Below are 21,535 nucleotides of genomic sequence, written 5' to 3'. Positions count from 1 at the left end.
CCGCCGGTTCCTCGGGCGCCTCGCTGCCGAATCCCCGCTAGAGAATCAGTGACAGCAGCAGGACGAAGCCGATGCCGACCACCGAGATGATGGTCTCCATCACCGACCAGGTCTTGATGGTCTGTCCCACGGTCATCCCGAAGTACTCCTTCACCAGCCAGAATCCGGCATCGTTGACATGGCTGAAGAAGAGCGAGCCGGCGCCGATCGCCAGGACCAGCAGGGCCGACTCGGTCGTCGACATGTCGGCGGCGAGCGGTGCCACCAGTCCGGCGGCGGAGATCGTCGCGACCGTGGCCGAGCCGGTCGCCAGCCGGATCGCCACCGCGATCAGCCAGGCGAGCAGCAGGGTCGGGATCGCCCAGTCCTTGGAGTAGTCCAGGATCATCTGGCCCACTCCGACGTCGATCAGCGTCTGCTTGAAACCGCCACCGGCGCCGACGATCAGCAGGATGCCCGCGATGGGGGCGAGCGACTTCTCGACCGTCGTCGAGATCCGCTCCTTGGTGAAGCCGGCCGCGCGGCCCAGCGTGAAGATGCCGACGATCACCGCGGCGAGCAGGGCGATCAGCGGCGAGCCGATGACGTCGGTGACCCGCTGGACAGCGTTGTCGGGATCGTCGACGACGATCTCCACCAGCGCCTTGACGAGCATCAGGACCACGGGTAGCAGCATGGTCGCCACCGTCGCGGTGAAGCCGGGACGCCGCTCCAGGTCCTCGGAGGGACGGGTCGGGATCATCTTCTCGGGCGCGGGGATGTCGACCCAACGGGCCGCGTACCGCGAGAAGACCGGACCCGCGATGATCACCGTCGGGATGGCGACGAGCACGCCGAGCGCGAGGGTGACGCCCAGATTGGCGCCGATCGCGTCGATGGCCACCAGGGGGCCGGGGTGCGGCGGAATCAGTCCGTGCATCACCGACAGACCGGCGAGCGCGGGAATGCCGATCCGCATCAGGGAGTAGTTGCCGCGCTTGGCGACGAGCAGAACGACCGGGATCAGCAGCACGATGCCGACCTCGAAGAACAGCGGCAGTCCGATCACCGAGGCGATCAGCACCATGGCCCAGGGCATCGCGCGTCCCTTGGCCTTGGCGAGGATCGTGTCGACGATCTGGTCCGCACCGCCCGAGTCGGCGAGCAGCTTGCCGAGGATCGCGCCGAGCGCGATGAGCACGCCGACCCCGGCGACCGTGGTGCCGAGGCCCGCGGTGAACGACAGGATCGTCTTTTCCAGCGGTGCTCCGGCGAACGATCCGAGCGCCAGCGATCCGATGGTCAGGGCCAGGAAAGCGTGCAGTTTGTACTTGGTGATGAGCAGGACGATGACGGCGATGCCCGCGAGTACGGCTATCCCGAGCTGGGCATTGCCTGCCGAGGTGATCGGTTCGACGGCGTCCGCTGCCAGCGTCTCGACACTGAGACTGGTCACGGTGGGTCCTTACTGAAGTGAACGTCGGGGGACGGGGTCGAGGAGACAGGAGGGGAGGCGCTCACACGTCGAGCCGGTGCAGCGCGGCGACCGCCCGTGCGGTGATCTCCCCGGGGCTGCCGGACACATCGACGGCGACGCCCGCCTCGTCGTCCTCCAGCGGCTGGAGCGTGGCGAACTGCGAATCGAGCAGCTTCGTGGGCATGAAGTGCCCCTTGCGCTCGGTCATCCGCCGTTCGATCAGCTCGCGGTCGCCGGTGAGATGCAGGAAGACGACGTCCGGCGCGACCGCGCGCAGACGGTCGCGATAGGCGCGCTTGAGCGCGGAGCTGGACACCACTCCGCCCTTGCCCGCTCGGCCGAGCGCCCACTGCCCGATGGCATCGAGCCAGGGCCACCGGTCGTCGTCGTCCAGCGGTGTAGCGGCCGACATCTTGGCGATGTTGGCCGGGGGATGGAAGTCGTCGCCCTCGGCGTACGGAACGCCCAGCGCCTCGGCGACCAGCGGACCGATGGTGGTCTTGCCGGTCCCGGTCACTCCCATGATCACCACGACGTGGGGGGTGCTCATTGCCTGCCTCGCTGTCTTCGTCGACATCGGTCCGTCGCGCTACTGAAACCCATTAGGTATGACGTATTCAAGGGTGTGAGACATAAACGTCATACTTTTTCTTCCCGATCCCTGCCCCGTAGGCTGAACCCATGACCACAGCGGGCCGGGGCCTCCACACACATGTTCTGGACACCCTCGGCCTCGCGATCACAGCAGGGGAGTACCCGCAGGGCGGCGTTTTGCGCACCGACGAGGTCGCTCAGCGCTTCGACGTCTCCCGCACGGTGGTCCGCGAGGTGGTCCGCGTCCTCGAATCCATGCACCTGGTGGAGTCCCGGCGCCGGGTCGGTGTGACCGTCCGCCCCACCGAGGAGTGGAACGTCTACGACCCGCAGGTCATCCGCTGGCGGCTGGCCGGCGCCGACCGGCCGCGCCAACTCCGCTCACTGACCGTGCTCCGCTCCGCCGTCGAGCCGGTCGCCGCGGGTCTTGCCGCCCGCCATGCCACGCCCGCGCAGTGCGCCGCGCTCACCGAATGCGCGCTCGGCATGGTCGCCACCTCCCGGGGTCATCAGCTCGAGGGCTATCTGCGGCACGACATCGCCTTCCACCGGATCGTCCTCGAGGCGTCCGGCAACGAGATGTTCGCGCGCCTCGGTGACGTCGTCGCCGAGGTGCTCGCGGGGCGCACGCATCACCACGTCATGTTCGACGACCCGGATCCGGCGGCCGTGACCCTGCATGTACAGGTCGCCGAGGCCGTTCGCGAAGGCGACGCGGCGCGCGCCGAGGAGATCACCCGGGAGATCGCCGTGGGCGCCCTGGCCGAGCTGGACGTGCTCGCGCCCTGAGGCCCCTCTGTGATCCCAGGTCATACATCGGGTGACGATGACCTTGGTTTACCGTGCTGCAACCTCAGAAACACCTCAGATATATCGCTTCGTGAGATAGGCCACTGCCAAAATCCCAGGGTTGCCCTGATGATGTGCCGTCGGGCCCACGCCCAGGTGACGACCCCCCACCGGCTCCGGCCGGGACCGCACACCTTCCCCCTCACGAAGGCGAATCCCCTCCATGAGTGACCGCATCACCGCGGCCGAAAAGCCCGCCGCCGGGGTACCGGCGACGAGCACCCCCCACGTGGACGCCGGCGACGCCGGCTACAGCAAGGACCTGAAGTCCCGCCACATCAACATGATCGCCATCGGCGGAGCGATAGGCACCGGTCTGTTCCTCGGAGCGGGCGGCAGAATGGCCGGAGCGGGCCCCTCCCTGGCCATCGCCTACGCGGTCTGCGGCGTCTTCGCCTTCTTCGTCGTCCGCGCACTCGGCGAACTCGTGCTCTACCGCCCCTCGTCCGGCGCCTTCGTCTCCTACGCCCGTGAGTTCATGGGCGAGAAGGGCGCCTTCGCGGCCGGCTGGCTGTACTTCCTCAACTGGTCCACCACCGCCATCGCCGACATCACCGCGGCCGCGACCTACGCCCACTTCTGGGCCATGTTCAGCGACGTCCCGCAGTGGGTGCTCGCGCTGATAGCCCTCGCCGTCGTCCTCACCGCGAACCTCATCTCGGTGAAGTACTTCGGCGAGATGGAGTTCTGGTTCGCGATCATCAAGGTCGCCGCGCTCGTCGCCTTCATGCTGGTGGGCATCTACCTCGTGGTCACCCAGCACCCGGTCGACGGCCACACCCCCGGCTTCTCCACCATCTCCGACGGCGGCGGCGTCTTCCCCGTGGGCATGCTGCCGATGCTGCTGGTCATCCAGGGCGTGGTCTTCGCCTACGCCTCCGTCGAGCTCTGCGGCGTCGCCGCCGGCGAGACCGAGAACCCCGAGAAGATCATGCCCAAGGCGATCAACTCGATCATGTGGCGCGTGGGCCTGTTCTACGTCGGCTCCGTCGTGCTCCTCGCGCTGCTCCTGCCGTACACCGCGTACTCCGGCGACGAGAGCCCCTTCGTCACCGTCATGGACAAGCTCGGCGTCCCGGGCGCGGCCGGTGTGATGAACCTCGTCGTCCTCACCGCCGCCCTCTCCAGCCTCAACTCCGGCCTGTACTCCACCGGCCGCATCCTGCGCTCCATGGCGCTCTCGGGCTCCGCGCCCCGCTTCACCGGCCGGATGAACAAGGGCCAGGTCCCCTACGGCGGCATCCTGCTGACCGCCGGCTTCGGCGTGCTCGGCGTCGGCCTCAACTACCTCATGCCCGGGCAGGCCTTCGAGATCGTCCTGAACTTCGCCTCGATCGGCATCCTGGGCACCTGGGGCATGATCATGCTGTGCTCGCTGCTGTTCTGGCACCGCTCGCAGGACGGACGGGTGACCCGGCCGTCGTACCGGCTGCCCTGGGCCCCCTACACCCAGATCGTCACCCTGCTCTTCCTCGCCGGTGTGGCCGTCCTGATGTGGTGGGGCGGCGGCGTCGGCCGGACGACCGTGATGTTCCTGCCGCTGATCGCCGCGGCACTGGTCGGCGGCTGGTACGTCGTACGCGGCCGGGTCAGGGACCTCGCGGCCGAGCGCCAGGACGCCTGAGCCGAACACGCACACGAGGGGCCCCGCGGAAGATTTTCGCGGGGCCCCTCCTGCTCGTCGCCGAGCGCCGCCGTGACGGTCCATAGTGGGGGTCGACCGACGTGCGAAGAAGGGCAGGTTCTCGATGTCGCAGCAGGTGCAAGGTGTGATCGCACCCGGAAAGAACGAACCGGTGCGGGTGGAGACGATCGTCGTCCCGGACCCCGGTCCGGGCGAGGCCGTGGTGCAGGTGCAGGCGTGCGGGGTCTGCCACACCGATCTGCACTACAAGCAGGGAGGGATCAACGACGACTTCCCCTTCCTCCTCGGCCACGAGGCCGCGGGTGTCGTGGAGGCCGTCGGCCCGGACGTCACCGAGGTGTCGCCCGGTGACTTCGTCATCCTCAACTGGCGTGCCGTGTGCGGCCGCTGTCGTGCCTGTCGGCGTGGCCGCCCCTGGTACTGCTTCGACACCCACAACGCCCGCCAGAAGATGACCCTGACGGACGGCACGGAACTCTCCCCGGCCCTGGGCATCGGCGCGTTCGCCGAGAAGACCCTCGTCGCCGCCGGGCAGTGCACCAAGGTCGACCCGGCGGTCTCCGCGTCCGTCGCGGGTCTCCTCGGCTGCGGCGTGATGGCCGGTATCGGCGCGGCCGTCAACACCGGCAACGTGGGCCGCGGTGACACCGTCGCCGTCATCGGCTGCGGCGGTGTGGGTGACGCGGCGATCGTCGGTGCACGGCTCGCGGGCGCGGCGAGGATCATCGCCGTCGACATCGACGACCGCAAGCTCGAGACGGCGAAGAGGATGGGCGCCACGCACACGGTCAACTCCGGCTCCGCCGACGCCGTCGAGGCGATCCGCGAACTCACCGGCGGCTTCGGCGCCGATGTCGTCATCGAGGCGGTCGGCCGTCCGGAGACCTACCAGCAGGCGTTCTACGCCCGCGATCTGGCGGGCACGGTCGTCCTCGTCGGCGTCCCCACCCCGGACATGAAGCTGGAACTGCCGCTCCTCGACGTCTTCGGCCGCGGCGGCGCCCTCAAGTCCTCCTGGTACGGCGACTGTCTGCCGTCCCGGGACTTCCCGATGCTGATCGATCTGCACCAGCAGGGCCGCATCGACCTCGGGGCGTTCGTCACCGAGACCATTGGGCTCGGTGACATCGAGAAGGCCTTCGCCCGGATGCACGAGGGCGACGTGCTGCGTTCGGTGGTGCGGCTCTGATGACCTCTTCGAACGTGAGGATCGACCACCTCGTCACCTCCGGCACCTTCTCCCTCGACGGCGGCACCTGGGACGTCGACAACAACGTGTGGATCGTGGGCGACGACTCCGAGGCCGTCGTCATCGACGCCGCGCACGACGCCGCGGCGATCGAGGCGGCCCTCGGCGGACGCACGCTCGTCGCCGTCGTCTGCACGCACGCCCACAACGACCACATCGACGCCGCGCCCGCACTCGCCGCGGCCACGGGCGCGCCGATCCTGCTGCACCCCGACGACCTCCCGCTGTGGAAGCAGACGCATCCCGACCGCGCCCCCGACGGCGAACTGTCCGACGGCCAGACGCTCACCGTCGCGGGAGTCGAACTGACCGTGCTGCACACCCCGGGCCACGCCCCCGGCGCGGTCTGTCTCCACGCCCCCGAGCTGTCCACGGTCTTCACCGGGGACACCCTCTTCCAGGGCGGCCCCGGCGCCACCGGCCGGTCCTTCTCGCACTTCCCGACGATCATCGAGTCGATCAGGCAGCGGCTGCTGACCCTGCCGCCGGACACCGTGGTCCGCACCGGCCACGGCGACCCGACGACCGTCGGCGAGGAGTCGCCGCATCTGGAGGAGTGGATTCAGCGGGGCCACTGAGTCAGCCGCAGCCCGCTCTCGAAGCGGAGCGGCTCCCCGGTGACGGGGTCGGTGAACTCCAGCACCCGGGCGAGGAGCTGGAGGGGCCGGTCCCAGTCGTCCGGCCCCGGCTCCCGGACCACCGGGAAGAGCGGATCGTTCAGCAGCGGAAGCCCGAGCCGGTTCATATGGACCCGTAGCTGATGGGTGCGGCCGGTGGCCGGCAGCAGCCGGTACCGGCCGAGCCCCTCGCGGTGCTCCAGCAGCTCGATCCGGCTCTCGCTGTTCGGCTCGCCCGCCACCTCGCGGGCGGCCATCACCCCGTGCTCCTTCACGATCCGGCTGCGCACGGTGACCGGCAGCGTGACGGCCGGATCGTGGGCCGCCACGCCCTCGTACTCCTTACGGACCCGCCGGTCGCGGAACATCGTCTGGTACGCCCCGCGGTCCCCGGGCCGCACGACGAACAGCGCGAGGCCCGCGGTCAGCCGGTCGAGCCGATGGGCGGGCTGGAGCTGCGGCAGCCCGAGATCACTCCGCAGCCGGGCGAGAGCGGTCTCGGTGATGTGCCGGCCGCGCGGTGTGGTGGCGAGGAAGTGCGGCTTGTCGGCGACGACCAGACGCTCGTCGCGGTGCACGATCCCGACCTCGAACGGAACGCGCTCCTCGGGCGCGAAGTCCCGGTGGAACCAGAGATACCGCCCCGGGGCGTACGGCTCGTCGGCGGCGACCGGCCCGTCCGTGCCGACGATGCGGCCCTCCCGGAACAGCGCGTCGATCCTCCCGGTCCCGACGGCGCCCGCGTACCGCGCCACGACATGATCGCGGACCGTCTTCCAGACGCCGTCCGGGTCGGCGGGCAGCCGCAGGCGCACCGGGTCGATCCCGTTCCGCTGGGGCAGCGGCGACGGCGGGGCCTTGTGTCTGCGTCTCACCCGGTGACTGTAAGCGCGGCGCCGCGTCCCGCGACCGGGGGGCAAAGAAAAGATCCCCGCGGAGAACCGCGGGGATCCTTGCTGGTGTCCGAGGGGGGACTTGAACCCCCACGCCCGATAAAGGGCACTAGCACCTCAAGCTAGCGCGTCTGCCATTCCGCCACCCGGACAAGGTGTCTGCCGTCCGGCGCTGGGCCGTTCCGACGTGGAAAACCATAGCAAACATTCAGCTGTGCCCGATCACCCGCCCGGCCGTGCGAAAGCCGCGTGACGGCGGACAGCCGCCCTTGGGGTCCGGGGCCGCGCGCGGGAGGATGAGGGGGAACCACCAGCAGCGACAGTGGGAGGAATCAGCGTGAGCGAGTCGAATGCGGCCCGTACCGTCTCGGGCGAGGACGAGGTCGTCGACCTCTGCCGTGAGCTGATCCGGATCGACACCAGCAACTACGGGGACCACTCGGGTCCGGGGGAGCGGGCCGCGGCGGAGTACGTCGCGGAGAAGCTGGCCGAGGTCGGTGTCGAACCGCAGATCTTCGAGTCCCACCAAGGACGCGCCTCCACGGTGGCCCGGATCGAGGGGGAGGACCCGTCGAGGCCCGCGCTGCTCATCCACGGCCATCTCGACGTCGTACCGGCGAACGCCGACGACTGGACCCACCATCCGTTCTCGGGCGAGATCGCGGACGGCTGCGTCTGGGGCCGCGGCGCGGTCGACATGAAGGACATGGACGCGATGACGCTCGCCGTCATCCGGGACCGGATGCGCAGCGGCCGCAAGCCCCCGCGTGACATCGTGCTGGCGTTCCTCGCCGACGAGGAGGCGGGCGGCACCTGGGGCGCGCGGCACCTCGTCGACAAGCACCCCGGACTCTTCGAGGGCGTCACCGAGGCCATCGGTGAGGTCGGCGGCTTCTCCTTCACCGTCAACGAGAACCTGCGGCTCTACCTCGTCGAGACGGCCCAGAAGGGCATGCACTGGATGCGCCTGACCGTGGACGGCACCGCCGGCCACGGCTCGATGACCAACAAGGACAACGCCATCACCGAGCTGTGCGAGGCCGTCGGCCGCCTCGGCCGCCACACCTGGCCGGTGCGGATGACCAAGACGGTCCGGGGCTTCCTCGACGAGCTCTCCGACGCGCTGGGCACCCCGCTGGACCCGGAGGACATGGACGCGACGCTCGCCAAGCTCGGCGGTATCGCCAAGATGATCGGCGCGACCCTGCGCAACTCCGCGGCCCCCACCATGCTCGGCGCCGGCTACAAGGTGAACGTCATCCCCGGGCAGGCGACCGCCCATGTCGACGGGCGCTTCCTGCCGGGATACGAGGACGAGTTCCTGGCCGATCTCGACCGGCTGCTCGGCCCCCGCGTCCGCCGCGAGGACGTGCACGGGGACAAGGCGCTGGAGACCAGCTTCGACGGCGACCTCGTGGACGCGATGCAGGTCGCGCTGAAGGCGGAGGATCCGATCGCGCGGGCCGTTCCGTACATGCTCTCCGGCGGCACGGACGCCAAGTCCTTCGACGACCTCGGCATCCGCTGCTTCGGCTTCGCCCCGCTCAAGCTGCCGCCGGAGCTGGACTTCGCGGGCATGTTCCACGGGGTGGACGAGCGCGTCCCGGTGGACGGTCTGCAGTTCGGTGTGCGTGTGCTTGACCGTTTCATCGACCGGTGCTGAACCGGATCGGGTGAGGTCCGCTGAAACGAAACTCCAATAATCGTCAGTGCGTACGCACGAGACTGGAAAGAGTGAAAGGAACATCCGGCTCGTAGCCCCGCCGGTTTCTCCTCGTTACAGGTGGTGCGGTCCGCGGCTGGGATCGCATTGCCAACAAGGAGGAATAATGATCAAGAAGGTCGTCGCTGCTGCGGCTGCCACTGGTGGTCTGGTGCTCGCTGGTGCGGGTATGGCCATGGCCGACTCGGGCGCGCAGGGTGCCGCTGTGCACTCTCCCGGCGTGCTGTCCGGCAACGTCATCCAGGTGCCCGTCCACGTGCCGGTGAACGTGTGCGGCAACACGGTCTCCGTGATCGGGCTCCTGAACCCTGCCTTTGGCAACACCTGCGTCAACGCTTGATGTTGTGACCCGCCCCCTCGGGGTCGAGGTTCGAACCTGGGCGGTCCCGGAGTGCGCGCCATGCGCTCCGGGACCGCCCGGGTATTTCCGCCCCCGGGCACAGGGCTCGGGGGATTCCTGAAGAAGGCAGGATTCAACCTATGCGCCAGGTCACGCGCAAAGGCCTGATCACCATGGCGGCGGCGGGCGGAGTGCTCGCCCTCGGCGGCGGTTACGCGAACGCGGACGCAGGGGCCCACGGAGGCGCGTCGAATTCTCCGGGCGTCGGGTCCGGAAACGCGGTCCAGGTACCGGTCGACGTTCCCGTGAACGCCTGCGGCAATTCCGTCAATGCCGTCGGTCTGCTGAACCCGGTGTTCGGCAACGAATGCGCCAACAAGTCCGGGCCGGCCAAGCACGGCAAGGGATCGGGGCACGGAAAGGGTGGTGCCCACAGCACCGGCGGAGCCGACAACTCTCCCGGTGTCGCCTCCGGCAACCACATCTCCGCCCCGGTCCACATTCCCGTGAACGCCTGCGGGAACACCGTCACCATCGGCGGGCTTCTGAACCCGGCACTGGGCAACGACTGCGCCAATGACAGCGAGGTCAGCACTCCGGGGAAGCCCGGGCCCGACAAGCCCGAGAAGCCGGGCACCGTCGACCCGCCCGGTCAGCCCCGCACCCTGCCGCCGGTCGAGCCCGACGCGCCGGCGCCCACCGTGCGGAACGGTCCCGACGCGCAGACCCTCACCCCGGCAGGTGCGGAAGAGCTCGCGCAGACCGGCACCGACGCCATGGACCTGCTCATCCCGGCGGGCGCGGGCATGCTGCTGGCGGGAGCGGTGCTCTACCGCCGCGCCCGCTCCGCCGCGTAGGCGCAGCAACGCGGTCACAGCACGGCAGGAACGGCAGGAACGGCAGAACGGAGCGGGTCTCGTCATGACGAGACCCGCTCCGTGCTGTCACCAGGTGGCGCGCACCTGACGGATGATGCGCCGGCGCAGCCGCACTCTGCGACTGCCGTCCCGGTGCAGACTCAGTCGGTCCAACTCCCAGTGTCCGTACTCGGCATGGTCGGTGAGCAGACGGGTCGCCTCCTTGCGGGAGACCCCGCGCGGCACGTACACGTCGACAAATTCGTATTCCGGCATCGCATCTATTGTGCGGGCAGAGCCCCGGTACGGATAGCGTCTGCACTATGTCTGATGCTGCGCAGCCCACCGCTGACGAGGTACGAGCCGCCGCCGAGGCGGTCAAGGCCGCACTGGACCGTCACCTCGCGGCGGTCGAGAACCGCACGGGCGAGGACGATCCTGCCGTCTACACCGCGTTCAACGAGCTGGCCGCCGCAGCGGAGGCGTACGACGAGCGCCTCTACGACCGCTACGACGAGGTCACCCCCTTCGAGATCCCGGCGGCTGACGAGTCCCTGCCGCCGTACGCCGGTCCCGAGGAGCCGAACGCCCTCAGCGTGCTCATCCGCCGCGACTACGCGGTGGTGGAGCCGCAGCGGCTGCTCTCCCAGGCACAGCGCATCGCCGACGTCGACACCGACGAGGACCGCCCGGCGAACGTGCCGGTCGTCGGCACCAGCGTGCACGCGGCACTCGGAGTGCTCTTCGGTGAGTACGAGCCGGACGAAATCGCCTCCCGGCACAAGGAGTTCGGCCTGGAGGAGGGCGACTCCACGCTGTGGGTGTCCGCCTCCGACGAGGTCCCCGAACCCGGCGAATGGCTCACCGCCCCCTTCGAGCAGGCGCTTCCCGAGCGGATCGTGTGCCGGTTCGACGTCAGCTCGGTCTTCGACGAGGACGATCTGGGCGAAGAGCTGGAGGATCTCGACGAGGTGGAGCGCTGAGGCCACGGGCCCGGGCGCGGACGAGGCCCCCTGCCGCGGACGAACAGGTCCTCGGCAGGGGGCCTCGGCACGTGCGCTCAGGGAGTGGGGGCGAGCAGCCCTTCCAGCAGCGGCCGCAGCCGTGTCGTCCGCTCCTGCGTCGGGATCTCCGCCACCGCACGCGGCAGCGCCTGGTCCACGCCGTGCACCACGGACAGATGGCGCTCGCCGCGGCTGAAGGCGGTGTAGACCCATGGCCTGCTCAGGCCCTGGGCGGCATCCCCGGGCAGCACCACGACGGCCGCGGGCCAGCGCATCCCGGTCGCCTGGTGCGCGGTCAGCGCCCAGCCGTGGCGCACCGCCGACTCGACCTGCTCCTTCGGAACGACCACCGGCGTGCCCGCACAGTCGAGGTGGAGGCCCTCGGTGTCCGCCGAGACCACCGTGCCCGGGCGGGTACGGCCGGGGGAGGGGACGTACGCGACGCGGTCGCCGGGGTCGAAGCCGCCGAACCGGCCCGGGCCCGGGTTCAGCCGCTGCTTCAGCGCCGCGTTGAGCGCCCGGGTGCCCGCCGAGCCGCCGTGGCCCACCGTGATCACCTGGGTGTCGGAGGGCGGCACCCCGATGGCGCGCGGCACGGAGTCGGCGACGAGCTGCACGGTGCGGTGGACCGCCTCGCCGGCGTCGCGCACCGGCACGATGACGACCTCCTTGCCGGGCGCCTCCACCTGGCTCAGCTCGCCGATCCCGATGCCCGAGACCAGCTCGCCGATCGGGCCGGGGTCAGGCGTCCGCGAGGCGATCTGCGGGCAGACGCGAGCGGCCAGAAGATCACCGAACACCCGCCCGGCGCCCGCCGAGGCGAGCAGTGCGGGGTCTCCGCTGAGGAGCAGCCGCCCGCCGTCCGGCATCGACTCGACCAGCATCGCCGCGGTCTCGACGTCCAGCTGCGGAGCGTCCAGCACGACCAGCAGATCCAGGGCGAACGCGCCGTCCTGGTCGCGGCCAGGGCCCTCCGTACCCGCGAGCAGCCCCGAGACGGTGACCGCTCCGCCGAGCCGTCGGCTGCCGTCCTCGCTGTGCACCGCGACCACGGCCCGCAGCCCGAGCGCCGTCGCGGCCTCGGCGAGCCTGGCCGGCTCGGCCCGGGACGCCTCACCGCCGGTGTGGGTCACCAGACCGCTCGCCGCCACGGCCCGGACCAGATCCGTCGGCTCGGCGGCCTCCCACCGGGCGTCGGCGCCGGTCTTGGCCAACCGGGCCAGGCTGTCCGCGAGGCTCTCCTCCGCCAGTGCGTACCGGTCGAGGCCCAGCAGTACCGGCACGGCCTGCTCCGCGGACTCCTCACCCGGCGTGGACTCGGTCTCCGCGTCGCCGTCCGTGCTCTCCTGCGGCACGCCGTCCTGGAACACCAGGACCGCGCCCTCGGCGATGACCTGCTGGAGGGCCTCGTCGGGGTCGGGCACGGACCGCTCGGCCAGGGCGCCGCGCACCGCCGAGGACTCCAGTGCGGTGTGCCCCAGCAGTGCGGCACGCTCCAGCTGCCAGGTGACGAGGGCGGCCGTGCGCCGCTCGTCGCCCGGGCCGCACCCGTCGCCGAGCAGCGCCCGCGCGAACCCGTCGGCCTGCTCGGGCCGTACGCCGGACACCGACAGCAACTGCCAGGGGTTCTCCCGCAGCATCGCGGCGGCCTGCTCCCCGAGCGACTCCGCGACCTGAGCCGTGAGGGTCTCGGGCGCACCGCCCTCGACGAGCACGGCCCTGACCGCCTCCACCGTCTCGGGTGCGGCGGCCCGGCGGCCGGTCTGCGGTCCCGGGATCCGCGGCCGGACGGGCTCGGTCGGACCGGGGGCCGGACGCCGCGGAGCCGTGGCGGACGCGGACCTCTCGCTGGGCCCAGGGGAGTCGAAGAACGCGCCGCTCGGCTTCTCGCCGCTCTCCACGGCACGGACCGCCGCCAGCAGATCGGCCGTCTGACCGCTCAGCTTGGTGCCGCTCTTGATGGGCCCCTCCTTCTCGGCCTTCCGCTGCTCGATGCGGGCCCGCAACTCCCGCTGCGCGGCGAGCTCGGCCTCGGCCTCGGACAGCTTGGCGGCCTCCTCGGCGTCCGCTGTGCCGGTCTCGGCGGAATCCGATGCGGGCTGCCCGTCCGCGGACGTGCTCCCGGCCTCGGCGTCGCCGTCAGCCGGCGTGCTCCCGGACTCCACCCCACCGTCCGCGGTCGCGCCGTCCGCGGCGGTGCCGTCCGCGGCTGTCTCGGCGGCGCGGTCCTCGGCCGGGGGTCCGGCCTGCTCCTCAGCGGCTGTGGGGGGCTGCGGCCCCTCGGAAGGCGCGGTCACAGCGTGCTCCAGTCCTGGTCGGGATAGCGGTGCACGGGCGCCGACACATCGTCGAGCGCCTGGCAGATCTCGTCAGGAAGCGTAAGCGTCTCCACTGACAATGCGGCCGTGAGCTGCTGCGCGTTGCGCGCGCCGATGATCGGGGCGACCACTCCCGGCCGGTCCCTCACCCACGCGAGCGCCACCTGGAGCGCCGTCACCGCCAGACCGTCGGCCGCTGTCACGACCGCGTCCACGATGCTGTCGGCCGCCTCGTCGAGATACGGCTCGACGAACGGCGCCAACTGCTCCGACGCGCCACGGGAGTCCGCCGGGGTCGCATGCCGGTACTTCCCGGTCAGCACCCCTCGGCCGAGCGGCGACGACGGCAGCAGCCCCACACCCAGGTCGAGCGCCGCCGGAAGCACCTCCCGCTCGACTCCTCGTTGCAGCAGTGAGTACTCCATCTGCGTGCTCGCCAGGCGGGTCCGCACGCCCGGGGCCGCCAACTGCCAGGTCGCCGCCTTCGCCAGCTGCCAGCCGCAGAAGTTCGACACGCCCGCATACCGTGCCCGGCCGCTGCTCACCGCGATGTCCAGCGCCTGAAGCGTCTCTTCGAGCGGTGTCCGGGAGTCGAAGGCGTGGACCTGCCACAGGTCGACATAGTCCGTGCCGAGCCGCTGGAGCGAGTCGTCCAGAGCGGCGAGCAGATGTCCGCGCGAGCCGTCGAAGCGGCGGTCCGGGTCGGGGACGCTCCCCGCCTTCGTCGCGATCACGAGATCGCGCCGGGGCACGAGCCGCTCGACCAACTGCCCCAGCAGGTATTCGGCATCCCCGCCGCCGTACACATCGGCGGTGTCGACCAGCGTCCCGCCCGCCTCCCAGAACGCCTTCAACTGGTCGGCGGCGTCGTGCTCGTCGGTGTCCCGGCCCCAGGTGAGGGTGCCCAGCCCTATCCGGGACACACGCAGGCCGGTCCGGCCGAGATGCCTCTGTTCCATGGGCGCTGAGATTACTGGCCATGGGCCCACCCTGAGAGAGCCTGTGGACAACCTCCCCCTGACGGATCGCGGGGACCCGCGCTAGAGTCCCCCGGAACAGGGACGTTACTGATCAGTAAGAGAGGGAGCGGTTATGCGGCTCGGCATCAACCTCGGCTACTGGGGCGCGGGGATGGACGGCGACAACCTCGCCGTCGCCAAGGAGGCCGACAGGCTCGGCTACGACGTCTGCTGGGCCGCCGAGGCGTACGGCTCCGACGCGCCCACGGTCCTCACCTGGGTCGCCGCCCAGACCGAGCGCATCGACGTCGGCTCCGCGATCATGCAGATCCCGGCCCGCCAGCCCGCCATGACGGCCATGACCGCGGCCACCCTCGACTCCCTCTCCGACGGCCGCTTCCGGCTCGGACTCGGCGTCTCCGGCCCCCAGGTCTCCGAGGGCTGGTACGGCGTGAAGTTCGACAAGCCGCTGGCCCGCACCCGGGAGTACGTCGAGATCGTCCGCCGGGCCATGTCCCGCGAGCGTCTGTCCTTCGAGGGCGAGCACTGGACCCTGCCGCTGCCCGACGGACCCGGCAAGCCGATCAAGCTCACGGTCCACCCCAAGCGCGAGCACATCCCGCTCTACATCGCCGCGATCGGTCCCAAGAACCTGGAGCAGACAGGTGAGATCGCGGACGGCGCGCTGCTGATCTTCCCCTCCGCGGACCACCTCGAGGAGACGGCGATCCGCCATCTGCGTGCGGGACGTGAGAAGGCCGGCAAGACCATGGAGGGCTTCGACGTCTGCCCGACCCTCCCGCTGGCGATCGGCGACGACATCAACGGCCTCGCCGACATGTTCCGTCCCTACACCGCGCTGTACGTCGGCGGCATGGGCAGCCGCAAGCAGAACTTCTACAACCAGCTGGCGCAGCGCATGGGTTACGAGAAGGAAGCCGCGGAGATCCAGGACAAGTACCTGTCCGGCGACAAGCAGGGCGCGGCCGCCGCCGTGCCGCACCAGCTGATCGACTCCACCACGCTGCTCGGGTCGGTGGAGCGGATCGCCGAACGGATGCAGGCGTACAACGAGGCCGGCGTCACCACCCTGACCCTTGCCCCGGCCGGCTTCACGCTCGACGAGCGGATCACCGCGCTCCGGGCGGGCACCGAGGCGCTGGAGCGCGCGGGCCTCGCGTAGTCGCTTTCCGGGACCGGGCCCAGGGACCGGCCGAGAGGCCCGGGAGAGAAGTTCTGCGGCCGTGGTGGGGGCTCGGGGGTCTTCCCCGCCACGGCCGTCGTACACACAACGCCCAACAGGCCGCAGTGGTTACTCCCTCTTCTTGCGGGCCCTCGTGTCCACCGTTCGGCGCAGTTGCGCGACCCAGCTGTTGCCTCGCCTCCCGTACCGCATTTGACTCGTTCTTTGCGGACACCTTCAGGAGGTGGCAGTGATGCTCTCGGCTCGGAGCCTGTTCCAGGAAATCATCGACAACGACGACTCCTTCCAGCTCTTCTGCTCCATCGCCGCCAGCGGCGAGGCCCAGGGAGGCTGGGAGAACGCCCGTATCGCCGCCCTCGTACCCGACAGCATGCGCACCCTCGCGCCGAAGATCACCCGGCACGGCGCCGACGAGGACAAGCACGGCAGGATCTTCCAGGCCCTGCTGAAGAAGCGCGGGCTCGAAGCCGTCCCCGTCCCGCCCGAGACCGACTACACGATGCTGCTCGAACAGCGGGGCATCGGTCTCACCCACGAGAAGCTGCGCCGCGACGAGGCCCTCACGGAGGAGGACATCGTCGTCTACCTCTCGCACAGCAGGGTCACCGAGCAGCGCGCGGCCGATCAGATGGACATGCTGGTCAAGTACTTCGGGGACCATCCGGAGCTCGGCAAGGCGATCCGGATGATCTGCGACGACGAGGACAACCACCTGTCGTACTGCCATGAGGAACTGCTCCGCCTCGCCGCCGGGGGCCACGGCCGTACCATCCACGGCGTCCTGCGCGAGAGCGCCCTCGCCGAGATCGCGGTGTACCGCGACGTCAGCCTCGCCGTCATGGGACACATGGGGCGGCTGCTGCACTGGCCGCGGGCCAAGTCCGCCTCCCTCGCCGCGGGCATCCACGGCATGTACGCCTACGAGCGGCTCGGCGGCTGGCACAAGATGGTCAGCCTGTCGATGCCGACGCGACGGGGCGCTCTCGACGGACCGCCCACCGTCGCGCCGGCCTACTGACGGCACCCGGCCCACCGAGAGCATCCGGTCCGCCGGGAGCGAACGCCCCAGGGGCACCCGCCCCGTCTGTCGAGCGCCGCTACAGCCAGCCGCGGCGCTTGAACAGCCGGAACAGCCCGACGACCGCGCCCGCCATCAGGGCGATGACGGCTGGATAGCCCCAGGTCCAGCCCAGCTCCGGCATGTGCTCGAAGTTCATGCCGTAGATGCCCGCGACCATGGTGGGCACCGCCGCCATCGCCGCCCAGGCCGAGATCTTCCGCATGTCGTCGTTCTGCCGCACGCTCGTCTGCGCGAGATGGGCCGCCAGGACGTCCGACAGCAGCCGGTCGAGCCCCTCCACCTGCTCGTTGGCGCGCGTCAGATGGTCGCTGACGTCCCGGAAGAAGGGCTGCGAGCGCTTCTCCACGAAGGGCACCCCCGCGCTCGCCAGACGAGTCATCGGGGCCGACAGGGGTGCGGCCGCCCGCCGGAACTCCAGCACCTGCCGCTTGAAGGTGTAGATCCGGGCCGCGGTCGGGGGAGAGACGGCCGAGGACCCCGCGTCCCTGCCGGACGGTTTGCCGGTCGGCGCGAAGACCTCGGTCTCCATCTCCTCCAGGTCGACCTGGAGCTCGGCGGCCACATCGATGTAGTGGTCGACCACGGCGTCGCTGATCGCGTACAGCACCGCGGTGGGGCCGTGCTTCAGCACGTCGGGATCGGCCTCCAGCCGCTCCCGCACGTCGTGCAGCGGGGCGCCCTCGCCGTGCCGGACCGTCACCACGAACGAGTCGCCGATGAAGATCATGAGCTCGCTGGTGTCGACGGAGTCGCTCTCCGGCTCGTAGACCACCGGCTTGAGGACCATGAAGAGCGAGTCGTCGTACACCTCGAGCTTGGGCCGCTGATGGGCCTTCAGCGCGTCCTCCACCGCCAGCGGATGCAGCCCGAACTCGCTGCTGACGAGGTCGAACTCCTCCTCCGTGGGCTCGTGCACGCCGATCCACACAAAGGCGTCCCCGATGGCCCGTGCCTCGTCCAGTGCGTCGGAGAAGTCCTTGGGGCCCTCGGTGCGGCGCCCTTCCCGGTAGATGGCACAGTCCACGATCACGGCGCGTATTCTTCCGTGCGAGCCGCCCCGGCGCACCCTCTGGCCGCAGTCCGCCTAGGCTGGCGCTCATGGTCACGCTGATCCTCGTACGCCACGGCCGCTCCACCGCCAACACCGCTGGGGTGCTCGCCGGCTGGACCCCCGGCGTGCATCTCGACGAACGCGGCTCCGCGCAGGCGGCCGCGCTGCCCGCCCGCATCGCCGACGTACCGCTCGCCGCGGCCGTCAGCAGCCCCCTGGAACGCTGTGAGCAGACGCTCCGGCCGCTGCTGGACGCACGCCCCGGTCTCGAGCTCCAGACCGACGAGCGGATCGGCGAGTGCCACTACGGCGACTGGTCGGGCCGCAAACTCAAGGAGCTCGCCGACGAGCCGCTGATGGAGGTCGTGCAGCAGCACCCCTCGGCGGCGGCGTTTCCGGGCGGTGAGTCGATGCGGGCCATGCAGGCGCGGGCCGTCGACGCCGTGCGCGACTGGAACGCGCGTGTCGCCGAGGCGCACGGCGAGGACGCCACCTATGTGATGTGCTCTCACGGAGACATCATCAAGGCGCTGGTCGCGGACGCGCTCGGCATGCATCTCGATCTTTTCCAGCGGATCCATGTGGAACCGTGTTCCGTGACAGCGATCCGTTACACCCGTACAAGGCCGTTTCTTCTGCGTCTCGGTGACACAGGTGATTTCGGCTCGCTGGCACCGCGCGGGAACGCCGGAGACGGGACCGCGGTTGTAGGAGGCGACGCGGGCGCGGCGTGATCGCCCGGAGCAGTAGGGTGGACGGGCTGAAAACCCGTGTGCCCGCGCACCGTCCGCCCACCCCGATCGTTCCCGAAATCTCGAGGGAGACAGAACGTGTCCCGTCAGGTGTTCCTCTACGACCCGCCGGACCGGTTCGTGGCCGGTACGGTCGGGCTGCCTGGACGCCGTACGTTCTTCCTGCAGGCCTCGGCCGCAGGGCGCACCACGAGCGTGGCCCTGGAGAAGACCCAGGTCGCCGCGCTCGCAGAACGGATCGATGAGCTGCTCGACGAGGTCGTACGCCGTACCGGGGGCAATGCCCCGGTGCCGGCCATGGCGCCCGCGGCCGTCTCGGACACCGCGCCGCTGGACGCCCCTGTCGAGGAGGAGTTCCGGGTCGGCACGATGGCGCTCGCCTGGGACGGCGAGGAACAGCGCATGATCGTCGAGGCCCAGGCGCTGGTCGAACTGGACGCGGACTCCGAGGAGGACCTCGCGGAGGCCGAGGAGCGGCTGCTCCAGGACGAGGAGAACGGTCCGCCGATGCTGCGCGTCCGGCTGACCGGGGCGCAGGCCAGGGCCTTCGCCAAGCGCGCGCTGGACGTGGTGAACGCCGGCCGGCCGCCGTGCCCGCTGTGCAGTCTGCCGCTCGACCCGGAAGGACACGTATGTCCGCGCCAGAACGGATACCGCCGCGGAGCGTGACCGCACTCGACCTGCTCACCAAGGGTGAGCTGACCGTGCGCGGCCGGGTCCGCGAGGCGTCCAACGCGGTGCTGTTCTGCTCCGTCTCCTACGAGGGCGATACGGCGTCCTGCGTCTACAAGCCGGTCGCCGGCGAGCGGCCGCTGTGGGACTTCCCCGACGGCACGCTGGCGCAGCGCGAGGTGGCCGCCTACGAGATCTCCCAGGCGCTGGGATGGAACCTCGTACCGCCCACCGTCCTGCGGGACGGCCCGTACGGACAGGGCATGGTCCAGCTCTGGATCGAGGCGGACCCCTCCGCCGCACTGCTCGCGCTCGTCGAGGAGGAGGAGCCGGGCGAGGGGTGGAAGGCCGTCGGCTTCGCCGACGTCGGCGAGGGGCGGACCGCGCTGCTGGTCCACGCCGACGACGAGCGGCTGCGCCGCCTCGCCGTGCTGGACGCGGTGATCAACAATGGCGACCGCAAGGGCGGACATCTGCTGCCCACGGCCGACGGCGTGCTGTACGCGATCGACCACGGCGTCACGTTCAACGTGGACGACAAGCTGCGCACCCTGCTGTGGGGTTGGGCGGGCGAGCCGCTGGCGCCCGAGGCCCTGGAGGCCCTCACCGCCCTGGTGCCCGCGCTGGCCGACGGGGAGCCGCTGGTCACCCGGCTGGCGCAACTGATCACGGCGGCGGAGGTCGATTCCGTACGGGCGAGGGTGGCGGCTCTGATCGCGTCGGGCAGACACCCGGTGCCGTCGGGGGAGTGGCCCGCCATCCCGTGGCCGCCGGTCTGAGGCCGTCCACCGCTGCCGGCCGTCCGGGGCCGTCGCCCGCCGGGCGCGAAGGGCGTCGGAACCGGCCGACCTGCGTGATCCGGTTCGTATGTGGAACTCCCGTCCGGTTAGGCTCATGACATGCATGCCTGGCCCGCTTCTGAGGTCCCCGCCCTGCCCGGCAAGGGCCGCGACCTCCGGATCCACGACTCCACGACCAGCGGTTTGGTGACTCTCACCCCCGGTCCCGTCGCCCGTATCTACGTCTGCGGCATCACGCCGTACGACGCGACCCACATGGGGCACGCGGCGACCTACAACGCGTTCGACCTCGTTCAGCGCGTGTGGCTCGACACCAAGCGGCAGGTTCACTACGTCCAGAACGTCACCGACGTGGACGACCCTCTCCTGGAGCGCGCCGTCCGCGACGGGCAGGACTGGACCGAGCTCGCCGAGCGCGAGACCGCCCTGTTCCGTGAGGACATGACCGCCCTGCGGATGCTTCCGCCGCGCCACTACGTCGGAGCCGTCGAGGCGATACCGGGCATCGTCCCGCTCGTCGAGCGTCTGCGTGACGCCGGCGCCGCCTACGAGCTCGAGGGCGACACCTACTTCTCGGTCGAGGCCGACCCGCACTTCGGGGAGGTGTCGCACCTCGACGCCGAAGCCATGCGGCGGCTCTCCGCGGAGCGCGGCGGCGACCCGGACCGCCCGGGCAAGAAGAACCCCCTCGACCCGATGCTGTGGATGGCCGCCCGTGAGGGCGAGCCGAGTTGGGACGGCGGCAGCCTCGGCCGTGGCCGGCCCGGCTGGCACATCGAGTGCGTCGCGATCGCCCTGGACCACCTCGGCATGGGCTTCGACGTGCAGGGCGGCGGTTCCGATCTCGCCTTCCCGCACCACGAGATGGGCGCCTCCCACGCCCAGGCCCTCACCGGCGAACACCCCTTCGCCCAGGCCTATGTGCACGCGGGCATGGTGGCGCTCGACGGCGAGAAGATGTCGAAGTCCAAGGGCAACCTGGTCTTCGTCTCCAAGCTGCGCCGCGACGGGGTCGACCCGGCCGCCATACGCCTCGCCCTGCTCGCCCACCACTACCGCGCCGACTGGGAGTGGACCGACCAGGTCCTGCGCGACGCCGTGGAGCGGCTCGACCGCTGGCGTGCCGCCGTCTCCCGGCCCGACGGGCCGTCCGCGGACGCGCTCGTCGAGGAGATCCGCGAGGCGCTCGCCGACGACCTGGACGCACCCACCGCGCTGAGGGCCGTCGACCGCTGGGCCGAGCGTCAGCGCTCCGAGGGCGGTACCGACGAGGGCGCGCCCGGGCTCGTCTCCCGCACGGTCGACGCCCTGCTGGGCGTGGCCCTGTAGTACTGCGTTCCGCCGCATCCGGCACGTCCGCCCCACGGGCGCGGTCAGGTCCCCGACCAGAAAACGCCCCTACGCATGGTTGGCCCGCTCCGTCGCCTGGGGGGGGCTCTGGGGTGTTGTGGGGAGCGCTTTAAGGACCAAT

At 70.6% G+C, this 21,535-nt stretch carries 21 protein-coding genes and 1 tRNA gene; 14 read left to right on the top strand and 8 right to left on the bottom strand.

What is annotated here, in order from left to right; translation table 11 throughout:
• Window positions 1-37: 37 nt before the first annotated feature.
• Window positions 38-1,435: a gluconate:H+ symporter gene (locus ACFWU3_RS14735; protein WP_384436261.1), complete on the bottom strand. Its 1,398-nt coding sequence runs from the start codon at window positions 1,433-1,435 to the stop codon at window positions 38-40.
• 61 nt (window positions 1,436-1,496) lie between these two features.
• Window positions 1,497-2,006, bottom strand: a complete 510-nt coding sequence (locus tag ACFWU3_RS14730; RefSeq protein WP_384436258.1) for a gluconokinase — start codon at window positions 2,004-2,006, stop codon at window positions 1,497-1,499.
• Between the two features lie 131 nt (window positions 2,007-2,137).
• On the opposite strand from ACFWU3_RS14730, the gene ACFWU3_RS14725 reads away from it, so the two are divergent.
• The 4 genes from ACFWU3_RS14725 to ACFWU3_RS14710 all read left to right on the top strand — a co-directional run bounded on the left by ACFWU3_RS14725 (window position 2,138) and on the right by ACFWU3_RS14710 (window position 6,371).
• Entirely contained in the window at window positions 2,138-2,839 is a 702-nt protein-coding gene (locus ACFWU3_RS14725) for a FadR/GntR family transcriptional regulator (protein WP_384436255.1), read from the top strand.
• Between the two features lie 223 nt (window positions 2,840-3,062).
• Window positions 3,063-4,523: an amino acid permease gene (locus ACFWU3_RS14720; protein ID WP_384436252.1), complete on the top strand. Its 1,461-nt coding sequence runs from the start codon at window positions 3,063-3,065 to the stop codon at window positions 4,521-4,523.
• Between the two features lie 124 nt (window positions 4,524-4,647).
• On the top strand, window positions 4,648-5,733 hold the full coding sequence (locus ACFWU3_RS14715) for an S-(hydroxymethyl)mycothiol dehydrogenase (protein ID WP_384436249.1): 1,086 nt from the start codon (window positions 4,648-4,650) through the stop codon (window positions 5,731-5,733).
• Window positions 5,733-6,371 carry an MBL fold metallo-hydrolase gene (locus tag ACFWU3_RS14710; protein ID WP_384436247.1) on the top strand — a complete coding sequence of 213 codons (639 nt, stop codon included), beginning with the start codon at window positions 5,733-5,735 and terminating at the stop codon, window positions 6,369-6,371. The genes ACFWU3_RS14715 and ACFWU3_RS14710 overlap by 1 nt, the downstream gene beginning before the upstream one ends.
• Here ACFWU3_RS14710 and ACFWU3_RS14705 read toward each other — a convergent pair.
• Together ACFWU3_RS14705 and ACFWU3_RS14700 are read right to left on the bottom strand one after the other, a co-directional pair.
• Window positions 6,356-7,285: a pseudouridine synthase gene (locus ACFWU3_RS14705; RefSeq protein ID WP_384436244.1), complete on the bottom strand. Its 930-nt coding sequence runs from the start codon at window positions 7,283-7,285 to the stop codon at window positions 6,356-6,358. The two genes, ACFWU3_RS14710 and ACFWU3_RS14705, sit on opposite strands and share 16 nt — an antisense overlap.
• Window positions 7,286-7,367: 82 nt before the next feature.
• Window positions 7,368-7,455: transfer RNA gene (locus tag ACFWU3_RS14700), tRNA-Leu, on the bottom strand.
• Window positions 7,456-7,640: 185 nt separating this feature from the next.
• On the opposite strand from ACFWU3_RS14700, the gene ACFWU3_RS14695 reads away from it, so the two are divergent.
• The 3 genes from ACFWU3_RS14695 to ACFWU3_RS14685 all read left to right on the top strand — a co-directional run bounded on the left by ACFWU3_RS14695 (window position 7,641) and on the right by ACFWU3_RS14685 (window position 10,223).
• Window positions 7,641-8,966, top strand: coding sequence for a M20/M25/M40 family metallo-hydrolase (locus ACFWU3_RS14695; protein ID WP_313947287.1), 1,326 nt, complete (start codon window positions 7,641-7,643; stop codon window positions 8,964-8,966).
• 166 nt (window positions 8,967-9,132) lie between these two features.
• Window positions 9,133-9,366, top strand: a complete 234-nt coding sequence (gene chpH / locus ACFWU3_RS14690) for a chaplin ChpH (protein ID WP_313947288.1) — start codon at window positions 9,133-9,135, stop codon at window positions 9,364-9,366.
• A 140-nt stretch (window positions 9,367-9,506) separates the two neighbouring features.
• Entirely contained in the window at window positions 9,507-10,223 is a 717-nt protein-coding gene (locus tag ACFWU3_RS14685; protein WP_384436239.1) for a chaplin, read from the top strand.
• 87 nt (window positions 10,224-10,310) lie between these two features.
• Here ACFWU3_RS14685 and ACFWU3_RS14680 read toward each other — a convergent pair whose 3' ends face one another.
• A complete protein-coding gene (locus ACFWU3_RS14680; RefSeq protein WP_005319466.1) occupies window positions 10,311-10,499 on the bottom strand; it encodes a DUF5703 family protein in 189 nt (62 codons plus the stop codon).
• Between the two features lie 47 nt (window positions 10,500-10,546).
• Here ACFWU3_RS14680 and ACFWU3_RS14675 point away from each other — a divergent pair, with 47 nt between their 5' ends.
• The gene (locus ACFWU3_RS14675; RefSeq protein WP_340472238.1) at window positions 10,547-11,206 is read left to right on the top strand and encodes a hypothetical protein; all 660 of its coding nucleotides are present in this window, start codon (window positions 10,547-10,549) and stop codon (window positions 11,204-11,206) included.
• A 77-nt stretch (window positions 11,207-11,283) separates the two neighbouring features.
• Here the strand turns inward: ACFWU3_RS14675 and ACFWU3_RS14670 are convergent, their stop codons facing one another.
• Entirely contained in the window at window positions 11,284-13,524 is a 2,241-nt protein-coding gene (locus ACFWU3_RS14670; RefSeq protein ID WP_384436236.1) for a helix-hairpin-helix domain-containing protein, read from the bottom strand.
• Window positions 13,521-14,504, bottom strand: coding sequence for an aldo/keto reductase (locus ACFWU3_RS14665; RefSeq protein ID WP_384436233.1), 984 nt, complete (start codon window positions 14,502-14,504; stop codon window positions 13,521-13,523). Before ACFWU3_RS14665 ends, ACFWU3_RS14670 begins: the two co-directional genes overlap by 4 nt.
• A gap of 133 nt (window positions 14,505-14,637) precedes the next feature.
• Between ACFWU3_RS14665 and ACFWU3_RS14660 the strand changes: the two genes are divergently transcribed.
• Window positions 14,638-15,687: an LLM class F420-dependent oxidoreductase gene (locus ACFWU3_RS14660; protein ID WP_384436230.1), complete on the top strand. Its 1,050-nt coding sequence runs from the start codon at window positions 14,638-14,640 to the stop codon at window positions 15,685-15,687.
• A gap of 253 nt (window positions 15,688-15,940) precedes the next feature.
• Complete coding sequence (locus ACFWU3_RS14655) at window positions 15,941-16,726, top strand: ferritin-like domain-containing protein (protein WP_384436227.1); 786 nt, start codon at window positions 15,941-15,943, stop codon at window positions 16,724-16,726.
• Window positions 16,727-16,805: 79 nt separating this feature from the next.
• Here the strand turns inward: ACFWU3_RS14655 and corA are convergent, their stop codons facing one another.
• On the bottom strand, window positions 16,806-17,828 hold the full coding sequence (gene corA / locus ACFWU3_RS14650) for a magnesium/cobalt transporter CorA (protein ID WP_384436532.1): 1,023 nt from the start codon (window positions 17,826-17,828) through the stop codon (window positions 16,806-16,808).
• Window positions 17,829-17,887: 59 nt separating this feature from the next.
• Here corA and ACFWU3_RS14645 point away from each other — a divergent pair, with 59 nt between their 5' ends.
• From ACFWU3_RS14645 to mshC, 4 genes are all read left to right on the top strand, one after another.
• Window positions 17,888-18,574, top strand: a complete 687-nt coding sequence (locus ACFWU3_RS14645; RefSeq protein ID WP_384436224.1) for a histidine phosphatase family protein — start codon at window positions 17,888-17,890, stop codon at window positions 18,572-18,574.
• 96 nt (window positions 18,575-18,670) lie between these two features.
• The gene (locus ACFWU3_RS14640; protein WP_384436221.1) at window positions 18,671-19,261 is read left to right on the top strand and encodes a DUF3090 domain-containing protein; all 591 of its coding nucleotides are present in this window, start codon (window positions 18,671-18,673) and stop codon (window positions 19,259-19,261) included.
• On the top strand, window positions 19,225-20,043 hold the full coding sequence (locus ACFWU3_RS14635; protein ID WP_384436218.1) for an SCO1664 family protein: 819 nt from the start codon (window positions 19,225-19,227) through the stop codon (window positions 20,041-20,043). The genes ACFWU3_RS14640 and ACFWU3_RS14635 overlap by 37 nt, the downstream gene beginning before the upstream one ends.
• A 120-nt stretch (window positions 20,044-20,163) precedes the next feature.
• Window positions 20,164-21,393 carry a cysteine--1-D-myo-inosityl 2-amino-2-deoxy-alpha-D-glucopyranoside ligase gene (gene mshC, locus ACFWU3_RS14630; RefSeq protein WP_384436215.1) on the top strand — a complete coding sequence of 410 codons (1,230 nt, stop codon included), beginning with the start codon at window positions 20,164-20,166 and terminating at the stop codon, window positions 21,391-21,393.
• The last annotated feature ends 142 nt before the right edge of the window (window positions 21,394-21,535 follow it).

The sequence above is a fragment of the Streptomyces sp. NPDC058685 genome (genome assembly GCF_042714725.1).
In the GTDB taxonomy this organism is placed as follows: domain Bacteria; phylum Actinomycetota; class Actinomycetes; order Streptomycetales; family Streptomycetaceae; genus Streptomyces.
The sequence above is the reverse complement of the archived record's forward strand: the minus strand, read 5'-3'. Positions and strand labels throughout refer to the sequence as shown.